This is a genomic window from Streptomyces sp. TOM-9 (assembly GCF_056858595.1).
This window is the reverse complement of record NZ_JBXEQB010000001.1, coordinates 9,114,330-9,132,906: the sequence shown is the minus strand read 5'-3', so window position 1 is coordinate 9,132,906 and position 18,577 is coordinate 9,114,330. Positions and strand designations below refer to the sequence as shown.

18 protein-coding genes and 1 pseudogene are annotated in these 18,577 nt (G+C 70.7%); 12 read left to right on the top strand and 7 right to left on the bottom strand.

The window, feature by feature from the left end; genetic code table 11:
* Positions 1–99: 99 nt before the first annotated feature.
* Both AC1VWI_RS41815 and AC1VWI_RS41810 read right to left on the bottom strand, forming a co-directional pair.
* Entirely contained in the window at positions 100–1,491 is a 1,392-nt protein-coding gene (locus tag AC1VWI_RS41815) for a phosphodiester glycosidase family protein (RefSeq protein ID WP_499516290.1), read from the bottom strand.
* Complete coding sequence (locus AC1VWI_RS41810; protein WP_499516289.1) at positions 1,485–2,189, bottom strand: peptidase inhibitor family I36 protein; 705 nt, start codon at positions 2,187–2,189, stop codon at positions 1,485–1,487. Before AC1VWI_RS41810 ends, AC1VWI_RS41815 begins: the two co-directional genes overlap by 7 nt.
* Before the next feature lie 349 nt (positions 2,190–2,538).
* Between AC1VWI_RS41810 and AC1VWI_RS41805 the strand changes: the two genes are divergently transcribed.
* The 7 genes from AC1VWI_RS41805 (at position 2,539) to AC1VWI_RS41775 (ending at position 11,485) form a co-directional block, all read left to right on the top strand.
* Complete coding sequence (locus AC1VWI_RS41805) at positions 2,539–3,561, top strand: hypothetical protein (protein ID WP_499516288.1); 1,023 nt, start codon at positions 2,539–2,541, stop codon at positions 3,559–3,561.
* 354 nt (positions 3,562–3,915) lie between these two features.
* A complete protein-coding gene (locus tag AC1VWI_RS41800; RefSeq protein ID WP_499517044.1) occupies positions 3,916–4,899 on the top strand; it encodes an Lrp/AsnC family transcriptional regulator in 984 nt (327 codons plus the stop codon).
* Between the two features lie 124 nt (positions 4,900–5,023).
* The gene (locus tag AC1VWI_RS41795; protein ID WP_499516287.1) at positions 5,024–5,956 is read left to right on the top strand and encodes a polysaccharide deacetylase family protein; all 933 of its coding nucleotides are present in this window, start codon (positions 5,024–5,026) and stop codon (positions 5,954–5,956) included.
* Entirely contained in the window at positions 5,953–7,266 is a 1,314-nt protein-coding gene (locus AC1VWI_RS41790; RefSeq protein ID WP_499516286.1) for an MFS transporter, read from the top strand. Before AC1VWI_RS41795 ends, AC1VWI_RS41790 begins: the two co-directional genes overlap by 4 nt.
* Positions 7,266–8,024 (top strand): SDR family NAD(P)-dependent oxidoreductase, encoded by a 759-nt coding sequence (locus AC1VWI_RS41785; RefSeq protein ID WP_499516285.1) that lies wholly within the window; start codon positions 7,266–7,268, stop codon positions 8,022–8,024. Before AC1VWI_RS41790 ends, AC1VWI_RS41785 begins: the two co-directional genes overlap by 1 nt.
* Positions 8,021–10,246 (top strand): 2-dehydropantoate 2-reductase, encoded by a 2,226-nt coding sequence (locus AC1VWI_RS41780; protein ID WP_499516284.1) that lies wholly within the window; start codon positions 8,021–8,023, stop codon positions 10,244–10,246. Before AC1VWI_RS41785 ends, AC1VWI_RS41780 begins: the two co-directional genes overlap by 4 nt.
* 141 nt (positions 10,247–10,387) lie before the next feature.
* Positions 10,388–11,485, top strand: coding sequence for an NADH:flavin oxidoreductase/NADH oxidase (locus AC1VWI_RS41775; protein ID WP_499516283.1), 1,098 nt, complete (start codon positions 10,388–10,390; stop codon positions 11,483–11,485).
* 112 nt (positions 11,486–11,597) lie between these two features.
* On the opposite strand, the gene AC1VWI_RS41770 is transcribed toward AC1VWI_RS41775, so the two are convergent.
* Complete coding sequence (locus AC1VWI_RS41770) at positions 11,598–11,930, bottom strand: histone-like nucleoid-structuring protein Lsr2 (RefSeq protein WP_499516282.1); 333 nt, start codon at positions 11,928–11,930, stop codon at positions 11,598–11,600.
* A gap of 668 nt (positions 11,931–12,598) precedes the next feature.
* Here AC1VWI_RS41770 and AC1VWI_RS41765 point away from each other — a divergent pair.
* Positions 12,599–13,078 carry a DUF4232 domain-containing protein gene (locus AC1VWI_RS41765; protein ID WP_499516281.1) on the top strand — a complete coding sequence of 160 codons (480 nt, stop codon included), beginning with the start codon at positions 12,599–12,601 and terminating at the stop codon, positions 13,076–13,078.
* A gap of 476 nt (positions 13,079–13,554) precedes the next feature.
* Here AC1VWI_RS41765 and AC1VWI_RS41760 read toward each other — a convergent pair whose 3' ends face one another.
* The 3 genes from AC1VWI_RS41760 to AC1VWI_RS41750 all read right to left on the bottom strand — a co-directional run bounded on the left by AC1VWI_RS41760 (position 13,555) and on the right by AC1VWI_RS41750 (position 14,908).
* Entirely contained in the window at positions 13,555–14,034 is a 480-nt protein-coding gene (locus AC1VWI_RS41760) for a DUF6924 domain-containing protein (protein WP_499516280.1), read from the bottom strand.
* A gap of 239 nt (positions 14,035–14,273) precedes the next feature.
* Positions 14,274–14,453: a hypothetical protein gene (locus AC1VWI_RS41755; RefSeq protein ID WP_499516279.1), complete on the bottom strand. Its 180-nt coding sequence runs from the start codon at positions 14,451–14,453 to the stop codon at positions 14,274–14,276.
* The gene (locus tag AC1VWI_RS41750) at positions 14,450–14,908 is read right to left on the bottom strand and encodes a hypothetical protein (protein ID WP_499516278.1); all 459 of its coding nucleotides are present in this window, start codon (positions 14,906–14,908) and stop codon (positions 14,450–14,452) included. Before AC1VWI_RS41750 ends, AC1VWI_RS41755 begins: the two co-directional genes overlap by 4 nt.
* Before the next feature lie 225 nt (positions 14,909–15,133).
* Between AC1VWI_RS41750 and AC1VWI_RS41745 the strand changes: the two genes are divergently transcribed.
* The 4 genes and pseudogenes from AC1VWI_RS41745 to AC1VWI_RS41730 form a co-directional block, all read left to right on the top strand.
* A complete protein-coding gene (locus AC1VWI_RS41745) occupies positions 15,134–15,877 on the top strand; it encodes an alpha/beta fold hydrolase (protein WP_499516277.1) in 744 nt (247 codons plus the stop codon).
* A 224-nt stretch (positions 15,878–16,101) separates the two neighbouring features.
* A complete protein-coding gene (locus AC1VWI_RS41740) occupies positions 16,102–16,530 on the top strand; it encodes a VOC family protein (protein ID WP_499516276.1) in 429 nt (142 codons plus the stop codon).
* A 244-nt stretch (positions 16,531–16,774) separates the two neighbouring features.
* The gene (locus AC1VWI_RS41735) at positions 16,775–17,386 is read left to right on the top strand and encodes a GNAT family N-acetyltransferase (RefSeq protein WP_499516275.1); all 612 of its coding nucleotides are present in this window, start codon (positions 16,775–16,777) and stop codon (positions 17,384–17,386) included.
* Positions 17,387–17,600: 214 nt separating this feature from the next.
* Positions 17,601–17,819 (top strand): annotated as a pseudogene (locus AC1VWI_RS41730) (IS5 family transposase); the annotation flags it as partial.
* A 51-nt stretch (positions 17,820–17,870) separates the two neighbouring features.
* On the opposite strand, the gene AC1VWI_RS41725 reads toward AC1VWI_RS41730, so the two are convergent.
* Entirely contained in the window at positions 17,871–18,569 is a 699-nt protein-coding gene (locus tag AC1VWI_RS41725) for an alpha/beta fold hydrolase (protein WP_499516274.1), read from the bottom strand.
* Positions 18,570–18,577 lie beyond the last annotated feature (8 nt).

The following is an 18,577-nucleotide window of genomic DNA, read 5'->3' as shown; positions in this document are numbered from 1 at the left end:
TGTGCCGCCACCGGTTTCATCCCCTGTTCGGGACCGGTGGCGGCGCATCTCAGGCGACGGCGCCCTCGTCCGGCGGAACGGACACCGCCGGGCACCGGCTCACTGAAGGGGGTATCCGCCCGGACCGGCGAAGACCGCGTCGGCGACGGCACGTTCCTTCCCGTCCGACGGGGTGTTGGCGAGCGCGTTCTGCCACACCAGGGTGGTCGAGCCGCCACCGTCCATGTTCAGGGCGTCCACCGCGCCGAGGTCGCGGAGCAGGTTGGCCATCTCCAGGCGGGTCGCGCCCTTGCTGGCGCTGCCCCGGTCGACCGTCACGAGCATCATCCGACCGTAGCCGTCGGTGCCGATGGCCGTGCGCGCCACGGCGGAGTCGGTGGTCCCCGCCGGCTGGACGTACTCGACCGCGGTGTTGCGTACCAGCAGGTCACCGCCGGCGGTCGCGTTCAGCGAGGGGCTGAGGGGGATGTCGTCGCCGAAGCGTGTGTCGACGAGCGTCTCGGACACCTTCAGCTGCGAGCCGACGGCAGCGTTCGCGCGGAGCCAGACGGCTCCCTCGCCGATACCCTGGAGAATGCGGCCGCCGACGGGGACGGCGCGGCCGCCGCGAGGCTCGTAACGAGCGAGGACCGTGTCGTTCGCGTCCAGCACGACTTCGATGCCGCCATCGAGGCTGATCGTTCCGGGCTCGTTCGGATGGTCCGGGTCGTTCCCCAGGGCCTTGGCGGCGGTGGTGGGCGTGTTCGCGCCGTATTCGGGGGTGAAGGACACGATCTCGCTCGGATCGGTGCAGACGCCGTTCTCGTAGGTCTCGTCGGCGTCGGCTTCCGCGGCCCCCTCGCAATGGGCGTTGCGACCGGGGAAGCGGTTGATGCCGTCGAGTTGCCGCGGCGGGACGGAGCCGTCCTTCGGCTGCACCGTGAGCGTGGTGTTCAGCTCGGTGATGTACACCCGGCCGTGCTGCAGTACCAGCGCGGAGCCCACCGGCTTGTCGCCCTTGCCCCTGACGGCCTCGCTGAGCAGCCGCCCGTTGCGGATCACGACGCCGGCGACGTCGCCGCTGTAGGGCGGAGCGGACGGATCGGTGGCGTCGATGTCGAAGAAGCCCCCGTTGACCCCGGCCCGGGGGCGGCGCAGCAGGTTGGTGGACACGCCCTGGAGCATCGAGGTGGTGGTCTGGGCGGCAGCCATGCCGCTGCCGTACGTCCCCTTGAGGGTCAGCGGCGCCTTGTCCGGGTCGACGAGCACCACGTTGACCTTGTATGGGCCCGAAGTGCCGGTGTAGGCGTAGGTCGTTCGGGTGACCCCGGGTACGCCCGTGTCGTCGTCGTGTGTGCCCGAGTTCAGCAGGTCGAGGGTGAGGGTCGTCTCCGCCTGGGCGCCCGAAGTCTGGGCTCCGGCGGGTGCGGCCACCGTCGAGGAGGCCAGGATGAGCGCGGCGGCACCCAGGCCGGCCACCCGGCTCGCGTTCAGTCGTCCGCGGTTCAGCATGCGCTCGTCCCTTCGACCAGCTTGTGGGCGGAGAAGCTGCCCGCGTACGGCTGCGGTATCACGGTGGCGTCGGTCTTGAGCACCACGTAGGTCCGGTACGTCGTGCCCGCGTCGGTCCACGAGCCCCCGTAGCCAGGATCGCGGTAGAAGCACACGTGCAGGTTGGTGTAGTTGGCGACGGACACCACGCGGTTGTCCCACGCGGCGTCGTAGCGGTCGACGTCGCCCTGGGAGGTCGTCATGGCGCCCCGGCCGCTGGGCTGCGTGAAAAGGCAGAGGTTTCCGTCGGGGCACCGCTCGAAGCCCGTGAAGCAGCCGCTCTTGGACTTCGCCGACTTCTGCGAACTGACCCGGTCATCGAGCTGGGTGCTGGTGTCGGCCAGGTTGCCCTGGAAGCCGGGCCGGATCGCCTGGACGACGCTGCCGTAGTAGGTGTCCTCGTAAAGACAGGCCCAGTACGGCGAGTTGTTGTGCACGGAGCTGATCTGGTTGTCCCACTGTGCGGTGTGGACCTGGATCGCGGCGTCCGGTGCCGAAGGGAGTTCCCGCCCCTGGCCGTCGGTGTCGGTGTAGACGCACACTCGGCCGTCGGGGCAGTCCTGCCATTCGGCAGCGCTTGCCTGGAAGCCCGCCAGCGCGGTCAGGAGCAGGGCCACGAGGGAGACCCCGAGACCTGCTCGGGTCAGGGTTGGTTTCACAGGAAAGGCACTCTTCCTTCGTCGGTGGGATGCGTAGGACGCTCGCCGGTGAGACCGTCCGGGCAGCCGACGACCACCTGGCGGCGGAGAGCGTCAGGACATGGCACCGCTTCCCGGCATGATCACAGAACGAGCGTTCGGGCCGCACCTTACCGTGCGGGGCGGGGCGCTGACGGAGCGAAGTCCCCTACGTGGGCGCCGGCATGGGCGAGTGCACGAGGCCCTTCGGGGCCACCCCCGCCCGGCGGATGCGTCCCGCCCTCCTGGAAGGGAAGCGCAGGGTGCGGCGATGCACCCCGGTCACCGGTGCCGCGGCTCTCCGCAGGCTCGTCTCCCCTGGGGCGCGGGCATGCTTTCCCGCGTCCTGAAGTCCTCCAAGACGCGGGCCGTCGCCCCTGAAAAAACCGGCGGTCCCGGTTCGTCGAGCGCCGATATGCTCGCGGGCGTGACGCATCAGGGATCGCCGGGTACGGGCGAGGGCCCGCCCACCACAGCGCGGCTGCGGGCAGTGCTGGCCCGCGCCGCTCGCGTCGAGATCGTCGAGGGACCGCCCGACCAGACCGACTCCGCCGACCTGCCGCGACTCGTGGTGACCGGTGGCGAGATCGCCGACCTCGCTCGGGTGCTGTCCATCGTCGACGGTGGGACCGGCGACCTGTGCCGGTGCATCGGCTGGCCGACGATCCTGATTCACGACCCGAGCGGCAGACTGATCGCGCGCTGGTCCCTGCACCACCGGACCGGTCTCCGAGGGCTCGGTGATTGCGACGCCGACCTGGAGGACGGACCGGCACTCACCGCATGGCTGGCGGAGCGAGGCCTGACCGGATCACAAAGGGTCCAGGCCGAGCTGGCCGTCCAGGAGAACGAGGCCGAGCAGCGCCGGATGCGGTGGATACACGCCGCGCCGGCAGGGCTGTCCGATGCGGCCGCGGACGTGGCCGAGGCGCCGGGTGACGACCTCCTGGCCTGGTCAAGCCGACTGCGGGAGGCGGAGAAGCGGCTCGTCATGCGTACCCGCCGTCACTACCCTGACGCGATCGAACGGATTCGCGTCCTACTGGCCTGGGCGGGGATTCGGTCCAGGGAGTCCTCCGGCGGCTCCATGTGGTACGACCTGGCGGTGCTACGCCAATTGCTGGCCGAGGACGCCCACATCCTGCTCGCCGCACTCACCGTGCACCCGCCAGACCCGGCTCAGCTCGACGGTGCCGCCGAACTGTTCGGCTCACTTGAGTGGACGAACGCCCACGGCCGGAAGCTTCCCGAGCCCCTGAAGTCGATACTGATCGGACACATCAAAGCCTTCGGTACCGACGCGATGAGATTCCGCATGGACCACGGCACCTACGGTGCCCAACGGTCCGTCTGACGGCTTCCCGCGGTGACGTGCCGCGGCGTGGTCCGGACGCAACGCTCACCGATTGACCCGGGGACGGAACAACTGGAAGCGGCGTGCCGAAATAGAAGCAGCGTGCCATCGTCCATATCTCCGGCCTGTCGTGCGGTATGCGGCCATGAAAGAAAAGTGCAGTGCTCCGTGAAGGTATCCTGCACTCTCGCAGCGAACCCCCGTATGACTGTTGACCTGCAGATATGCAATATGCGGGCGCCAGACGGGCGGAGCGCGGGAAGAGGTGCCTTCGCCATGGCGCAGGATTCCTCCGTTGACCGTCATTTGGCCCAGGCTTAATGTTCCGGCATGCCTGATCGCCCCCACTCCGCAATCGTCGATGATATGGACCGCCGCATCATCGCGGCGCTCCAGCTCAACGGCCGTGCCCCGTGGAGTGCGATCGCCCATTGGGCGGGCGCCAGCGAGACCACCGTGCAGCGCCGGTACCAGAGCCTGCGCGAGCGGGGGCTCGTCCGCGTCGTGGCGACCCTGGAACTCGACCGCACCATGTCCGGTTCGTCCATGCTCGTCCGTGTCCAGGCGCGTCCGGGGAAGGGCCTGGAACTGGCGCGGTTGCTGGCCGAGTGCCCGGAGGTGCGTTTCCTGGCGGTGGTCACCGGCGCGGCGGACCTCATCGTGGATTTCGTCGCCCAGGACAACGACCAGTTGATGCGCCTGCTGTACACCGATCTGCCGGGCGCCCACCTGATCACGGGTACGGAGTGCGTCGCCGCCATCCGCAGCTTCACGTCACCGGCCCACTGGGACACGGGCCTGCTGCCCCCGCAGGCCCGCGACGCGCTGCGTCCCGTAGCGCTGGCGGCGCCCTTCGAACGCACCGGGTGGGACGAGGCGCCACAAGCGCTGTCCGATCTGGAACGGGAGGTCGCCGGGTCCCTGTCCTCGGACGGGCGGCTGCAGATGAGCACGCTCGCACGGCAGTTGGGGCGCAGCGAGTCCAGTGTGTCCCGGGCCCTGGAACGGATGGTCAACCGGGGGGTGCTGTACTTCCGCACCCTGGTCGACCCGGCGCTGCTGGGTTTCGAGGCCGAGTTCATGGTCTGGTTGTCGGTCGAGCCGGACCGGCTCGACGCGGCCGGACGGCAGCTCGCCCGCCATGCCGGGACGAAGTTCCTGTCCGCCGCCACCGGCAGGTTCAACCTGGTCGGGCACGTCGTCCTGCCCCACCGCACCGACGTGTTCCGCTACACGGCCGAGGTCGTCGGCGCCCTGCCCGGCCTGGTCGCCTCCGAGATCACCCTGCATCTGGCCACCCTCAAGCACGCCTGGACCAAGATGACGATCCCGGCCTGACCTGCTCGGGTCCGGGCTCTCCGGCGGTCCGACCGCCGCCTTCCCCGCCAGGGCACGCCGCTTCGGCGTCGCGCTCCTCGCGGATCTCTTCCTCCTGTCGTTCCCGACAAAGTGGAGACCTCCCATGCCCGAAACGGACAGCACCCCGCCCGCGGAGAGTTGGCGGTGGCCCGAGAGCGAATGGCGCCGGCACGTCGACGCGGTGCGCGCCGGACGGCGCCTCACCCCCGCCCAGTGGCCCGGCGGGGCTCGCGTCGCCGTCGCCGTGTCCTTCGATCCCGACCACGAGACGATCCCGCTGCGTGACGGAGAGACGAGCCCCGGCCGGCTCGCCCAGGGCGAGTACGGCGCTCGCGTGGGCGCACCCCGCATCCTGGCGCTGCTGGAGAAGTACGGCGTGCCGGCGACGTTCTTCATGCCGGCCGTGTCCGCCCTGCTCCACCCGGAGGAGGCCCGTTCCTACACCCGGACCGGCCATGAACTGGCCGTGCACGGCTGGATCCACGAACGCAACACGCTCTTGTCGGCGGCCGACGAGCGCGCCCTGGTCGAGAGGTCCGTGGACACGCTGACCCGGCTGACGGGTGAGCGACCGGTCGGTGTCCGCACCCCCTCCTGGGACTTCTCGCCGAGCACGCTGGAGACCCTCCTCGGCTTGGGGTTCAGTTACGACTCCTCGTTGATGGCCGACGACGAGCCGTACGAGATCCTCGCAGCCGGGCAGCCCACGGGGCTGGTGGAGATCCCCGTCGACTGGATCCGCGACGACGCCCCCTATTTCACGATGGACCGCTACGGCTCCGTCCGGCCGTACACCCGCCCCCGCGACGTCCTGGAGATCTGGACGGACGAGTTCGACGCCGCCTACCGGGACGGCGGGGTCTTCCAGCTCACCCTGCACCCCCACGTGATCGGCCACCGTTCGCGCCTGGTCGTCCTGCGTGAACTGCTCGACCACATCGCAGCCCACCCCGGCGTCTGGTACGCCACCCACGCACAGCTGGCGGAAGCGGTGCGCCACGACATCCCGTCTCGCGGAACGGAGAGCAGAGCATGACCGCACAGCAGGACCGGACCGCCCCCACGGGCGCCGAGCCCGCCGCGCGCCTGAACGCGCGTCAGGTGAAGGCCATCGCCGCGGGCGCCGTCGGCAACACCATCGAGTGGGTCGACTGGGCCCTCTACGCGATCTTCGCGAAGATCATCTCCACCGAGTTCTTCCCCTCCGGCGCCGACGACGTCGCCTTGCTGTCCACGCTGGCGATCTTCGCCGTCGGCTTCGTCATGCGCCCGGTCGGTGCCGCGGCACTCGGCGTCTACGCGGACCGCAACGGCCGCACGAAGGGCCTGACGCTGACCGTGGGTCTGATGGCGGGCGCGTCGTTCGTCATCGCGCTGACCCCGTCGTACGGCAGCATCGGCGTCGCCGCCCCCCTCGTGCTCCTGCTGGCCCGGCTGGTCCAGGGGTTCTCCGCCGGAGGCGAGTTCGGGTCCTCCTCGGCGTTCCTGGTCGAATCCGGGGTCCGGGGCGGCCGCGCGTTCGCCGGCTCCTGGCAGCAGGTGCCCGTCGGCGGCGGCGCACTGATCGCCTCGCTGCTCGGCACCCTGACGACATCCACGCTGGACGACGCGGCCCTGCACTCCTGGGGCTGGCGGGTGGCCTTCGCCGCCGGCGGCCTGCTGGGACTGGCCGGCCTGTGGCTGAGGATCTCGGTGGAGGACACCGACTCCTTCCACCGGGCACGGAGCGCGGGCCTCACCCGTTCGAACCCCCTGCGCATCATGGTCACCGAGCATCCCCGCGCGGCCCTGCGCGTCGCCGGCATCACCATCGCCGGCACCCTGACCTACTACATCTGGGTCAACTACCTGCCCACGTACGCCAACCTGACCACCGGCATACCCCTGAGCAAGGCACTGCTCTCGCAGAGCCTGTGCCTGGCCGTCTTCATCACCTTGCTGCCCCTGGTCGGCCGGCTGTCCGACCGCATCGGCCGCAAGCCCACGCTGGCCGGATTCGCCGCCGGGTTCATCGTGCTGAGCTGGCCCCTGCTCCACTTCCTCGACGCCAGCTTCACCCGCCTGTTCCTGGTGCAGCTGACGGGCATGCTGCTGATCCTGGGCTACTCCGCCAACTGCGCGGTCATCATGGCCGAGCAGTTCCCTCCCGAGATCCGCGCCACCGGCATCGCCCTCCCGTACGCCTTGGCGGTGGCCCTCTTCGGCGGCACCGCGCCCTACGTGACCACCTGGATGCACGACCACCACTACGGCGGCTGGTTGTGGCTCTACGTCTCCGCCGCCTCGCTCGTCTCCCTCGTCGTCTACCTCACCATGCCCGAGACCAAGGACAAGGAGTTCGCCTGATGCCCCACGCCGTCATCACCGGCGCCGCCGGCGGGATCGGGCGGGCGGTCGCCCGGCGGTTCGCGCAAGGAGGCTTCCGCCTGACGCTCGCCGACCTCCCGGGCGACGCGCTGGAGGACACCGCCGCAGCGCTGGGGGCCCATCCCGTTCCCGGGGACCTCACGGAGCCCGACACCGCCGGCGCTCTGGTCGAAGGGGCCCGGGCGGCCGGAGGCCCGATCGCCGTCCTGGTCAACGCCGCCGGTGTCTACCCCTCCCTGGACATGGCCGACGTCACCGCGCGGACCTGGGACCGCTTGTTCGACCTGAACCTGCGCGCGCCGGTGCTGGCCACCGCCGCGTACGCGAGGCAGGCACGGCAGGACGGGGCCGGGGGCTGCGTCGTCAACATCTCGTCCGGATCGGCGCTGCGTTCCCGCCTCGGCGGCGGCCCCTACGCGACGTCGAAGGCCGCGCTGGAGATGGCAACACGCGCCGCCGCCCTGGAACTCGGTGCCGAGGGCATCCGCGTCAACGCCGTCAGCCCGGGATTCGTCCCGGTCGGCAGCAGCGTCAATCCCGTCTCCGCGGAGTACGCCGCCGCCATCTCGGTCAACCCGCTCGGACGTGCGGGAACGCCGTCCGACATCGCCGAGGCCGTCTACTGGCTCAGCACACCGGAGGCTTCCTGGATCACGGGAGAGGTCCTGCGGGTGGACGGCGGCTCCAGCGCGGGAACCCTGCACCTGCCCCGCATCCAGGAGGGACGCACCGCATGACCGAGGGCACCTACACCGTGGTCGGGGGCGGCGCCATCGGCGGCGTCCTCGCCCACCGCCTGGTACGGGCGGGACAGCGCGTCCGGCTCGTCGACACCGATCGTGCTCACGTCGAGGCCATCCGCGCGCACGGGCTCGCGCTGGCCCGTGACGGCCGGGAACCCGAGGTCGCGCACGTCGAGGCGCTGCTGCCGGAGGAGTACGAGGGCCCGCTGCACCACGTGCTGCTGGCCGTGAAGGCACAGGCGACCGACACGGCACTCGACTGGATCGCCCCGCGCCTCCGCCCGGACGGATGGGTCGCCTCCCTGCAGAACGGGTTCAACGAGGATCGCATCGCCGAGCGGGTGGGACCGGACCGGACGATCGCCGCCTTCATCAACGTCTTCGCCGACGTGACCGAACCCGGCGTGGTGCGCGACGGCGGCACCGGCGCCCTCGTCCTGGGCGAGATGCGTGGCAGGCCGGTCTCCGCGCGGGTCCGCCGACTGGTGGCCCACCTCTCGGTGGGCGCCGACGCGGTGGCCAGCAGCAACGTGGACGGCTATCTCTGGGCCAAAGCGGGCTTCGGCGCCATGCTGGCCGCCACGGCGCTGGCGGACGCGCCGATGGCGGACCTGATCGACCGGCACACCACGGTCATGGCCGCGGTCGCCGCCGAGGTCTTCGCGGTCGCCGACACCCTCGGCGTCACCCTGGAACCCTTCGACGCCTTCGAGCCCGACGCCTTCCGCGCCGGCGCGTCCCCGCAGCGGGGACGCGCCGCGGCAGACCGGCTGACGCGGTGGCTGCGCACCCAGCCCAAGAACCGCAGCGGCATCTGGCGCGACCTGGCCGTCCGTGGCCGTCCTGTCGAGGTGACCACGCACTACGCCGAGGTGTTCGCCCGGGCCGACCGGCACGGCATCCCCACACCGGTGCTGCGCGCGGTGGTCGACGGCCTGAAGGAGCTCGAGAAGGACCCCGCCACCATGTCCGAGGAGCGGCTCGAAGCCCTGCGGCCCCTGGCCGCCAGGGGTGACGACGCGACCCGGCCCCCCGGGCGGGACGTGCCGCACCTGCCCGCGGCCGGCCCCGGGGACGCCGAGCGCATCCGGTCGTGGCTCGCCGGCCGGCACGAGGAGATCGTGGCGGACCTGGCCGCCTACACCGGGCTGGAGAGCCCCAGCGACGACCGGGAGCTCCTGGGCACGTGCCTCGACTGGCTGCGGCGGTGGCTCGACGAGCGCCTGGGGACCGACTGCGAGCAGGAAGTCCTGCGCCGCCCTGACGCGGGCGACATCCTGATCCGCCGCCACGCCGGCACCGGGGGCGCCCCCGTACTGCTCCTCGCGCACTACGACACCGTCTGGCCCGCGGGCACCCTGGCGGCACGCCCCTTCCACGTCGACGGTGACCGCATCACCGGGCCCGGCGTCTTCGACATGAAGGCCGGCCTCGTCCAGGCCGTCTGGGCGCTGAAGGCCCTGGACGCGCTCGGCCTGCCCCGGCCGGCCGTCACCCTGCTCCTCAACGGTGACGAGGAGACGGGGAGCCGGGCATCGCGGGACGTCATCGTCGACGAGGCCCGGCACAGCCGCGCCACCCTGGTCTTCGAGGCGTCCGCCCCCGGCGGAGCCCTGAAGACGGCACGCAAAGGCGTCGGCCTGTTCCGTGTCACCGTCACCGGGGAGGAAGCACACGCCGGTCTGGACCCGGAGCGCGGAGCCAGCGCGGTGGACGAACTGGCCCGCCAGATCCTGGATCTCGCCGGTCTGCGGAACCACGACGCCGGCACGAGCCTCAACGTCGGCGTCGTCACCGGCGGCACCCGGCCCAACGTCACCGCCGGCCACGCGGTCGCCGACATCGACGTCCGCGTCTCCACACAGGCCGAGGCGCAGCGCATCACCGCAGCCCTGGACGGCCTGCGGCCCCACGATCCCCGCACCACCGTCACCATCACCGGCGACTGGAACCGGCCGGTCTTCACCCGCACCACCGACGTGGCCGCCCTGGCCGGACTGGCACGGCGCTGCGCCGGGCTGCTCGGCGAGCGGCTCGACGAGGCGGGTGTCGGGGGCGCGAGCGACGGCAACCTCGCCGCAGCCGCGGGCAGCCCCGTCCTGGACGGACTGGGCGCGGTCGGCGACGGCGCCCACGCCGTGTCCGAATACGTCGACGCCGGCCGCATCGTGCCACGCGCGGCGCTTTCCGCGCTGATCCTCACGTCTTTCGCCTGAAAGACGCGGCAGCACCACCGCGAAGGTGTGTGGGCGCCGCCATGGCGGCGCCCACACACCTTCGTCATGGGGAGGGCATCGGTGGATTCCCCCTCCCGCACCTCATTTCCCACTGTTCTCACGTATTGAGGAGACACCTTCGTGAGCACGCTCTTCGAGCCTTTCACCCTCCGGTCGCTGACCATTCCGAACCGGATCTGGATGGCCGCGATGTGCCAGTACAGCGCCGCGCCGGACGGCGACCAGGCGGGCGTGCCGAACGACTGGCACTTCACACACCTGGCGGCCCGGGCCACCGGCGGCACCGGACTCATCATCACCGAGGCCACCGCGGTCAGCCCCGAGGGCCGGATCAGCCCGTACGACCTCGGCATCTGGAACGACACCCAGGCCGAGGCCTTCCGCCGGATCACCGACTTCCTGAAGTCCCAGGGCACCGTGCCCGGCATCCAGCTCGCCCACGCCGGCCGCAAGGCCTCCACCGAACGCACCTGGGTCGACCGCGGCGCCCCCATCACCCCCGACGCCCAGCACGGCTGGACACCCGTCGCACCGAGCGCGACCGCCTTCAAGGAGGGCGCGACGACTCCCGAAGAGCTCTCGGCCGATGAAATCGCCGCCGTCGTCGAGGCGTTCGCCGACGCCGCCCGGCGGGCCCTGGACGCCGGGTTCCAGGTCGCCGAAGTCCACGGGGCCCACGGGTACCTGATCCACCAGTTCCTGTCCCCGCACAGCAACCGCCGCACCGACGCCTACGGCGGCGACTTCGCCGGCCGCACCCGCTTCGCCCTGGAGGTCGTCGACGCCGTACGCGAGGTCTGGCCTGCCGGCCTGCCGGTCTTCTTCCGGGTCTCCGCCACCGACTGGCTGCAGGAGAACGACGATGCGCGCGACGGTTGGACCGCGGAGGAGACCGTCCGCCTCGCCAAGGAGCTCCGCTCCCGCGGCGTCGACCTCCTCGACGTCTCCACCGGAGGCAATGTGCCCGATGTGAACATCCCGGTCGGCCCCGACTACCAGGTGCCCTACGCGCAGCGCGTACGCGAGGGGGCCGGCATGCCCGTGGCCGCCGTCGGCATGATCACCGAGCCCGGTCAGGCGCAGGCCATCGTCGGCTCCGGTGGTGCGGACGCCGTCCTCCTCGGCCGCGAGCTGCTGCGCGACCCGTACTGGGCGCGCCACGCGGCCACGGCACTGGGCGGGCAGGTCACGACCCCCGTCCAGTACCACCGCGCTTGACGCTGGCGGCCCGGCGGCAGGGGGCCCGTGGTGTCTCCTGCGGTGAGGCGGGCAACGCAGTCCGGCCGGCAGGCGTGTCCCTGCCGGCCGGGCCGTCGTGCCGGTGCGGGTCTCAGCCGTTGGCCGCGGCCTCGAACTGACGGCGGACGCTTTCCGAGATACGGCCGCGGTCGCTGATCTCCACGCCGTTCGACTTCGCCCAGGCGCGCACCGCAGCATTGTCGGCACCGACCTGCGTCCGCTGCTGCGGCACTCCCCTGCCACGGCTGCGCGACTGCTTGCGGGCAGCCTTCTGGAACGGAGCGAGCGCATCGCGCAACGCAGCCGCATTGTCGTCGCTGAGGTCGATCTCGTACTCACGCCCGTCGAGGCCGAAGTTCACCGTCTCGTGAGCGGTACCGCCGTCGATGTCATCGACCAGCAGAGTCTGCACGCGCTGCGCCATTTTTCTTGTTCCTTTCCCGAACAACCAACGTGACCCTACACGCAATCGGGATAGGTGACCTGGGCGAGTTGCGTGACGGTTGTTGATGCGTTTGGAAGGCTCACTCCCCGGCAGGTCAGCGTCATTTCCGATCCGCTCGGCACCGGAAGTGCCGAGGGGCACGTTCTCGTGAATCCGGAAGGACCGCGGGATCGGACATCCCTCGGCGACGCGCCGGGCGAAGGCCGGTCGTTCGAGACAACACGCGTGCCCGCCGCGTTCACCGCCCGCAAGGCAGGGGCGAAATATTCGGTGAGCATGCGGTCGGCCGACGCCGTCGCTGCACCGTACCCGACAAATCCCGGTCCGGACGGTGAGAAGTCACCCCTGCGGCGCATCACGGGCGGCCGGCGCCGTCATCTCTTCGACCACGGTTCGTTAGCCGGGAAGACCCAGGACATCACCTGTTGGTCCGCCACCGTCGGTGCCGCCCGAACTCAAGTGACCGGCGTCCTGCCGGAAGGGAGCTTCCCGTGGTCCTCACCAGGCCTGCCGGCCGCCGCGTCGGCGTGCTGCTGGCGACGGGTGCCGTCTGTGCTGCGACGGCCCTCCCGGGCTGCTCGTACGCCACGCGCAGCACGGGGGCTGCGGCCCCCTCTCGCTCGGCGTCCACCGTCACCGTCGACACCATGACATCCGACTTTCCCGCCCGGGCGAATGATCGCCTTTCCGCGGGACCAGGGCCGTGCACCGAACTCGAGGCCCATCTGGGCAACAGCCAGGTCGACGCGGGACATCAGCGGGATCTCATCGTCCTCATCAACACCTCGACCCGGCCATGCGCGCTGTGGGGCTATCCTCCCGTTGCCGTGGCAGGCAGGAATGGCAGTCGCGTCGCGATCAGGATCACGCACGATGGCGGCGACGCCTTCTACACCGAACCCGCTCGCCGCCTTGTCGTGCAGCCTTCGGGTGAAGCCTCGTTCAACGTCGCGTGGCAACGCGTGCCGGAAGGGGTGAGCGACGTCTGCCGCGCCGGCTCCGCATACGTCGTGGGCGCTCCGATCGCCGCCCGCACGGCGTACCTCCCCATCGACGTTTCACCCTGCTCGCGCGGCCTCCTGGCAGTGTCGGCTTTCGTTCCCGGCAACGTGGGAATCAACGCCTAGCCGGTCGGTGGAGGCCGATTGCCCGGCCTTTCCCGTGGATGCCGGCTCAGACGCATATGGGTCCCGCTTCGTCCGTCCACGGGGCCTGTCACCGTCCTGACCTTCGCACCGTCTACAGCAGTCAGACCTGGCGCGCCGTCACCCGTCGAGCCGAATGCAAGCTGACACGCCGTGCACGCACCGGACTCGGCTCGTATGGTCGGTACGCAGGCAGGACCGACCCTGAAGATGCGCAGACAGGGTTGTACCAATGAGGTACGGCCGCTTCCCGAGTGGGGGCGGCCGTCCGCATCAGGGGCGCGGGGCGCACTGCCGTCAGTAGCGTCGGCCTCACCTTCGGGCGTACCCGACCGGGAGCTCTGGCCCTGCTGCCAGGGTACGAAGCCGCAGTTCAGGGGCACCTGGCACGAACATTCCCACGCCCCGAGCACGGACCGGGCCCGCCACGCTCGTGCGGGTCGGGTCCGTCCACGGCTTCAGTCAGATCCGCGGAAGACCCCCTCGGAATCATCGTGGGCCCATGCCGCGTACTCCTCGAATCCCAGGTTGGCGATACTCAGGTTCGCGTGGACCTCGTGGACCCCCGCTGGGGTGGTGCGGAATTCCCGGCCGAACTCGATCAGCTGCTCGTAGTCCTCATCGTCCTCGCAGTCCTCTCGCCTCAACGTCGTGACCGCCAGGAGCGAGTGGCTTTCGGCCTGCATGGTCGTCCGGTCGGCGAGGAATACGACGGACAGGTCCTCCGCAGCGCGGACCGCCTCCAGCACCTCGCCAACGGCCGCTCCTGCCCAGGCCGGATCGTTGATGACGTGGACCTGAGCGTCGTACTGCTCGTCTCCCCAGGGTTTCACCAGTGCCGCTGCCACGTCCTGCCACGCCGATTCGTCGTCGTAGTCGGTCCTGACGACGAGGGCCTCGAACTCATCCCGTCCGGTCATGGCGGGAAGTGGTCGCATGAAGGCTCCTCCTCGGTGGCGATCCGCAAACTGCGTCCGACCCTCTCATGGGCCTTTCATCGACCGGGAACTCGGTTACAGAAGAGTGCGAACGAGACCCGGGCACCATGGCCCGCTCGAGCGTTCTCACCCGGTTTACGTGACCCTCGGCCACACCGGAACTCCTCGGGAGGGCGGGCACCGTGTTGCCCACCCTCCGTCAGAGCGCGCCGTGCGCCGGGCGCTTGACCGGCGCCGATTCAGGTCGTCCCGCGGCGCTGCCGGGCCGCTCGCGACTGCCGACCGAGGCGGATGGCGAGGGCGGCCACGCCCGTCAGGCTCGCGGTCTTCGCCCACAGCGTCCCGGAGGCGTAGGCCAGCATGAGCGGCGCGAAGAAGGTGAACAGGTGCATCGGGTCCGCGCGCCCGGACTCGGTCACCCCGGGGCCGGCCGGCGCCTGGAAGGCGGTGACCGATCCCACGACCATCGGCACGCCCAGCGGCCTGCGAGAAGGCACCCCAGGACGACCGGCCACGGTGCATGGGCGAGCGGCGCATAGGTGCGCTCGCCGTCCCAGGGCAGCGGATCGCGCGGCCACACCGCCGGCAGCGCCGCCGGCAGCGAGGCCGCCACCGCGACGATGCAGGGGATCAGCGCGGCCAGCACCCGCCCCGCCGGGCGGGCCGAGTCCAGGCCCGTCCGCATCCGCAGCGCGTGCCCTGCCGCGGCCGCCGTCTCGCGCAGCGCCTCCAACCGGCCCACGCCACTGGTGACGTCCAGGGTCGCCGCGATCTCCGCACCGTGCTGCCGGCGGTACGCGGCCGGATACAGGCCGATCACCGGGTGCCGTCCGCCCACCGGGCGCTCCCCCGCCTCGACCTCACGGTCGCTCATGCGCTAGCTCCGCCCTGCACCGGCCCGGGGCGGCCCAGCCCGATGCGGCGGGCGGCCTCGCGCGCCGTCGCGCGCAGTCCCTTGACTCCTCCGACCGCTCATTTGCCTTGCCTGCAATCGACTTGTGCACAAGTCAATCTGGCGCTAGATTTCTCGGTGTCGGCGGCGCCCCAGCGGCGCACCGGCGAAGGACACGACCCGCACTGCCCAAGGAGAAGAACCACCATGAACGACACCTCCGCCCGCCCCGCCCCGCACAAGCCCACGGTCGTCCTGGTGCACGGCGCGTTCGCGGACTCCTCCAGCTGGAACGGCGTCATCGAGCACCTGCGTCAGGCGGGACATCCGGTCCTCGCGCCGGCCAACCCGCTGCGGGGCCTGGCCGGTGACGCCGCGTACCTCGCCAGCGTGCTGAAGAGCGTCGACGGACCCGTCGTGCTCGCCGGGCACTCCTACGGCGGCGCCGTGATCAGCCAGGCCGCCGACGGAGATCCGAAGGTCAAGGCCCTGGTGTACGTCGCCGCCTTCATCCCCGAGAAGGGCGAGAGCGCCCTGGAGCTGTCCAACGCCTACCCGGGCAGCACCCTCGGCCCGAACCTCGACGCGGTGCCCTTCCCGCTGGCCGACGGCGGCACCGGGACCGACCTCTACATCAAGACCGACAGCTTCCACGACCAGTTCGCCGCCGACGTGCCGCAGTCCGTGACCGACCTGATGGCCGCCACCCAGCGCCCGGTCGCCGCGGCGGCCCTGGAGGAGACGGCCACCGCGGCCGCCTGGCGGTCGATCCCCTCGTGGAGCCTGATCGCCACCGCGGACCGCAACATCCCGCCGGCGGCGCAGCGCTTCATGTCCGAGCGCGCCAAGGCCCACACGGTGGAACTCGACGCGTCCCACGCGGTGTCGGTCTCCCAGCCCGAGGCCGTCGCCCGCATCATCCGGCAGGCCGCCGAGAGCGCCACCCGCTGACCAGGCTTCCGGCAGATGTTCGGAGGAGTTGCCCAGGCCCGTGGCAGTCACTAAGTTCGATCGGGTGACTGCCGGGTCGGCCTTGAGCCATGCACGAGTCGGGTTGCCGGCCTCGGCGTGAGCGCGAGGCGGGCAAGAGCCCCGCCCTCCTTCCGAGTCTCCTCGCGGCGCCCCACGCGGTGCCCGTTCCCAGCGAATCCGAGACCCGGAGACCGATGTCACCCATGCCGAACGAGCAGCAGAACCCGTACGCGAACGAGCCGCCGACGGCTCCCGCCCGATTGGACCACACCGCTGTCCACGCCCGGGACCGGCAGTTGTCGGCCGAGTTCCTGGCCGTGATGCTGGGCCTGAAGGTCGGCGCGCCCTTCGGTCCGTTCCTCCCCGTCGAGCTCGGCAACGGCGTCACACTCGACTACTACGCGAAGCGTGACGAGCCGATCCAGTCGCAGCACTACGCGTTCCTCGTGTCCGAGGACCAGTTCGACGAGGTGATCGCCCGCCTGGAAGCGGTGGGGGTCACCTACTACGCCGACCCCGGCCATGCCGATCCCGGCCGGATCAACCGCCTGTTCGGCGGTCGTGGCGCGTACTTCGCCGACCCGGACGGTCACAACATGGAGGTCATGACCCGGCCCTACGCCCGTCCGTAGGCGACGGCGGTCGACCCGCCGTTCCTCCCGGCCCCGGGCGGTGAAGCCCGGGGCCGGCCGAGGGTGGGGCCGGTTCGCCAGTGCGGTGACCGCATAGGTTCACCGGGTGGGTGGTCGGGAGCCAACCCACGCGGTCACAGCACCAGGGGCGTCCATGTTCCGAACGCGGCGGAAGCGGCCGCGCGCACCACCGGTCCGGTGACACGGCGACTGGTCGGCGGAGTGGCCTGGGTACAGTCGCCCGATGCTGTGTATCGACTCTCCGATCGCCACTGCCCGGCTGATACTCCGCCCGTTCCGGCCCGAGGACGCGCAGGACGTTTGCGAGTACCAGCGCCGGCCCGACGTCGCCCGCTTCATGCGATGGGAGCCGCGCGGACCGGAGGACGTCCGGGTGGTGGTGGAGCAGATGGCCCGGGAGACCACACTGGTCTCGGACGGGGACTGTCTCAGCCTGGCGGTCGTCGAGCCGGGCACGGGGACGGTCGTCGGGCAGGTCGAACTGGTCCTGATCAGCGCGGAACACCGCCAGGGCGAGCTCGGCTACGTCTTCCACCCCGCCCACCAGGGCAAGGGCTTCGCCACCGAGGCCGCCTTCGCCGTCCTGCACCTGGCATTCGACGCACTGGAACTGCACCGGGTGATCGGCCGCTGCCACGCGGACAACGCCGCCTCCGCCGGGCTCCTCGAACGGCTGGGCATGCGCCGGGAGGCCCACTTCATCGGAACGGAGTTCTTCAAGGGGGCATGGCGCGACGACCTGGTGTACGCCCTGCTCCGGCGGGAGTGGCGGGCTTCAGCCGTCCACCGGAGCACGCCATGCACCCTTGAAACAGGCACTGGCACTTGCCCTTGAGTGAGATCAACGAGCAACCCGGCGAAGCTATGTGGTCGTCACAGCACTAGGGCGTGTGTCGAAAGTAGATCTTGGTCGTGAGACGATCTCGGTCTGTGCCGCGTGGTGACCTGACAGATGAGCAATGGGCGGTGCTGGAGCCTCTGTCGCCCAAGGGCAAGAAGCCTGGCCGACGGCCGATATGGACCAGACGGCAGCTGATCGACGGCATAGGCTCCCGGACAGGGCCGATCAAGCGCGCAACCGCGCGAAACGGGGCTCGTCCGGTGGCCGGCCGCCGAAGTTCGACCCGGTGGACTACCGCGAGCGGCACGCCGTCGAGTGCGGCATCAGCCGCCTCAAAAGGAACCGGGCCGTGGCCACGCGGTACGACGAGCTCGCGGTCCGCTACGAGGCGACCGTCCTCGTCGAAGCCATCAATGAGTGGCTGTGACCAGCGCACGTGATGCACGTCGGCAAGGAGTCCGCAAACATGGATCTAAGGTCATGCCGTGGCTATGTTCATGAGGATCTGCGCCAGTTCACGTGGCTCGGAGAGCATCGGCCAGTGGCCGGTGTCCATCTCGATCAGCCGCCAGTGCTCGCTGGTCAGCAGCTTGGCCACGTCGTCGCTCGGCTCTGGGTCACCGAGCGTGCACTTGATGTACGTCGCCGGGAGATCGCCGAGTGGCCGTGCCAGGGCGGCGGGTTCAGTCAGCGTGGCGCCCGGATGCGGCGTCGATCCGGCCACGATCCGTGCGATCTGCTCATCGATGAGACCGTGGCCCTCGTAATGGGCCGCGGGCGCGACCGGCCAGAATCCCCCGTTGTTGGCGATCGATGCCCTCATCATCGCCCCGCCGTCCGGCCAGGCGGAGACGAACGGTTCGCCATCGGTCGGAACGCTGGAGTCGACGAAAACCACGTGGACCAGCCGGTCGCCAATCCGCTCGGCGGCCTGACCGACGGGGATGCCCGAGTAGCTGTGACCGACCAGGACGACGTCGCGCAGATCCTGGCGCTCGACCTCGCCGACGATGTCCTGGACGTGGGTCTGCTGCCCGGCTGGCACGCCTTGCTTCTCGGCGAGACCGGACAGCGTCAACGGGTGGACTCCGTGGCCGGCCGCAGCCAGATACGGCACCACCTCGTCCCACGCCCACGATCCGAGCCGCGCACCTGCAACCAACACGAAGTTCGCCATGGCCGCAC

Coding starts and splice junctions, on each gene's coding strand:
- AC1VWI_RS41815 (WP_499516290.1), bottom strand. CDS start 1,491: ATGCTGAACCGCGGACGACTGAACGCGAGCCGGGTGGCCGGCCTGGGT.
- AC1VWI_RS41805 (WP_499516288.1), top strand. CDS start 2,539: ATGCTTTCCCGCGTCCTGAAGTCCTCCAAGACGCGGGCCGTCGCCCCT.
- AC1VWI_RS41795 (WP_499516287.1), top strand. CDS start 5,024: ATGCCCGAAACGGACAGCACCCCGCCCGCGGAGAGTTGGCGGTGGCCC.
- AC1VWI_RS41790 (WP_499516286.1), top strand. CDS start 5,953: ATGACCGCACAGCAGGACCGGACCGCCCCCACGGGCGCCGAGCCCGCC.
- AC1VWI_RS41785 (WP_499516285.1), top strand. CDS start 7,266: ATGCCCCACGCCGTCATCACCGGCGCCGCCGGCGGGATCGGGCGGGCG.
- AC1VWI_RS41780 (WP_499516284.1), top strand. CDS start 8,021: ATGACCGAGGGCACCTACACCGTGGTCGGGGGCGGCGCCATCGGCGGC.
- AC1VWI_RS41770 (WP_499516282.1), bottom strand. CDS start 11,930: ATGGCGCAGCGCGTGCAGACTCTGCTGGTCGATGACATCGACGGCGGT.
- AC1VWI_RS41765 (WP_499516281.1), top strand. CDS start 12,599: ATGACATCCGACTTTCCCGCCCGGGCGAATGATCGCCTTTCCGCGGGA.
- AC1VWI_RS41760 (WP_499516280.1), bottom strand. CDS start 14,034: ATGCGACCACTTCCCGCCATGACCGGACGGGATGAGTTCGAGGCCCTC.
- AC1VWI_RS41750 (WP_499516278.1), bottom strand. CDS start 14,908: ATGAGCGACCGTGAGGTCGAGGCGGGGGAGCGCCCGGTGGGCGGACGG.
- AC1VWI_RS41745 (WP_499516277.1), top strand. CDS start 15,134: ATGAACGACACCTCCGCCCGCCCCGCCCCGCACAAGCCCACGGTCGTC.
- AC1VWI_RS41740 (WP_499516276.1), top strand. CDS start 16,102: ATGCCGAACGAGCAGCAGAACCCGTACGCGAACGAGCCGCCGACGGCT.
- AC1VWI_RS41735 (WP_499516275.1), top strand. CDS start 16,775: ATGCTGTGTATCGACTCTCCGATCGCCACTGCCCGGCTGATACTCCGC.
- AC1VWI_RS41725 (WP_499516274.1), bottom strand. CDS start 18,569: ATGGCGAACTTCGTGTTGGTTGCAGGTGCGCGGCTCGGATCGTGGGCG.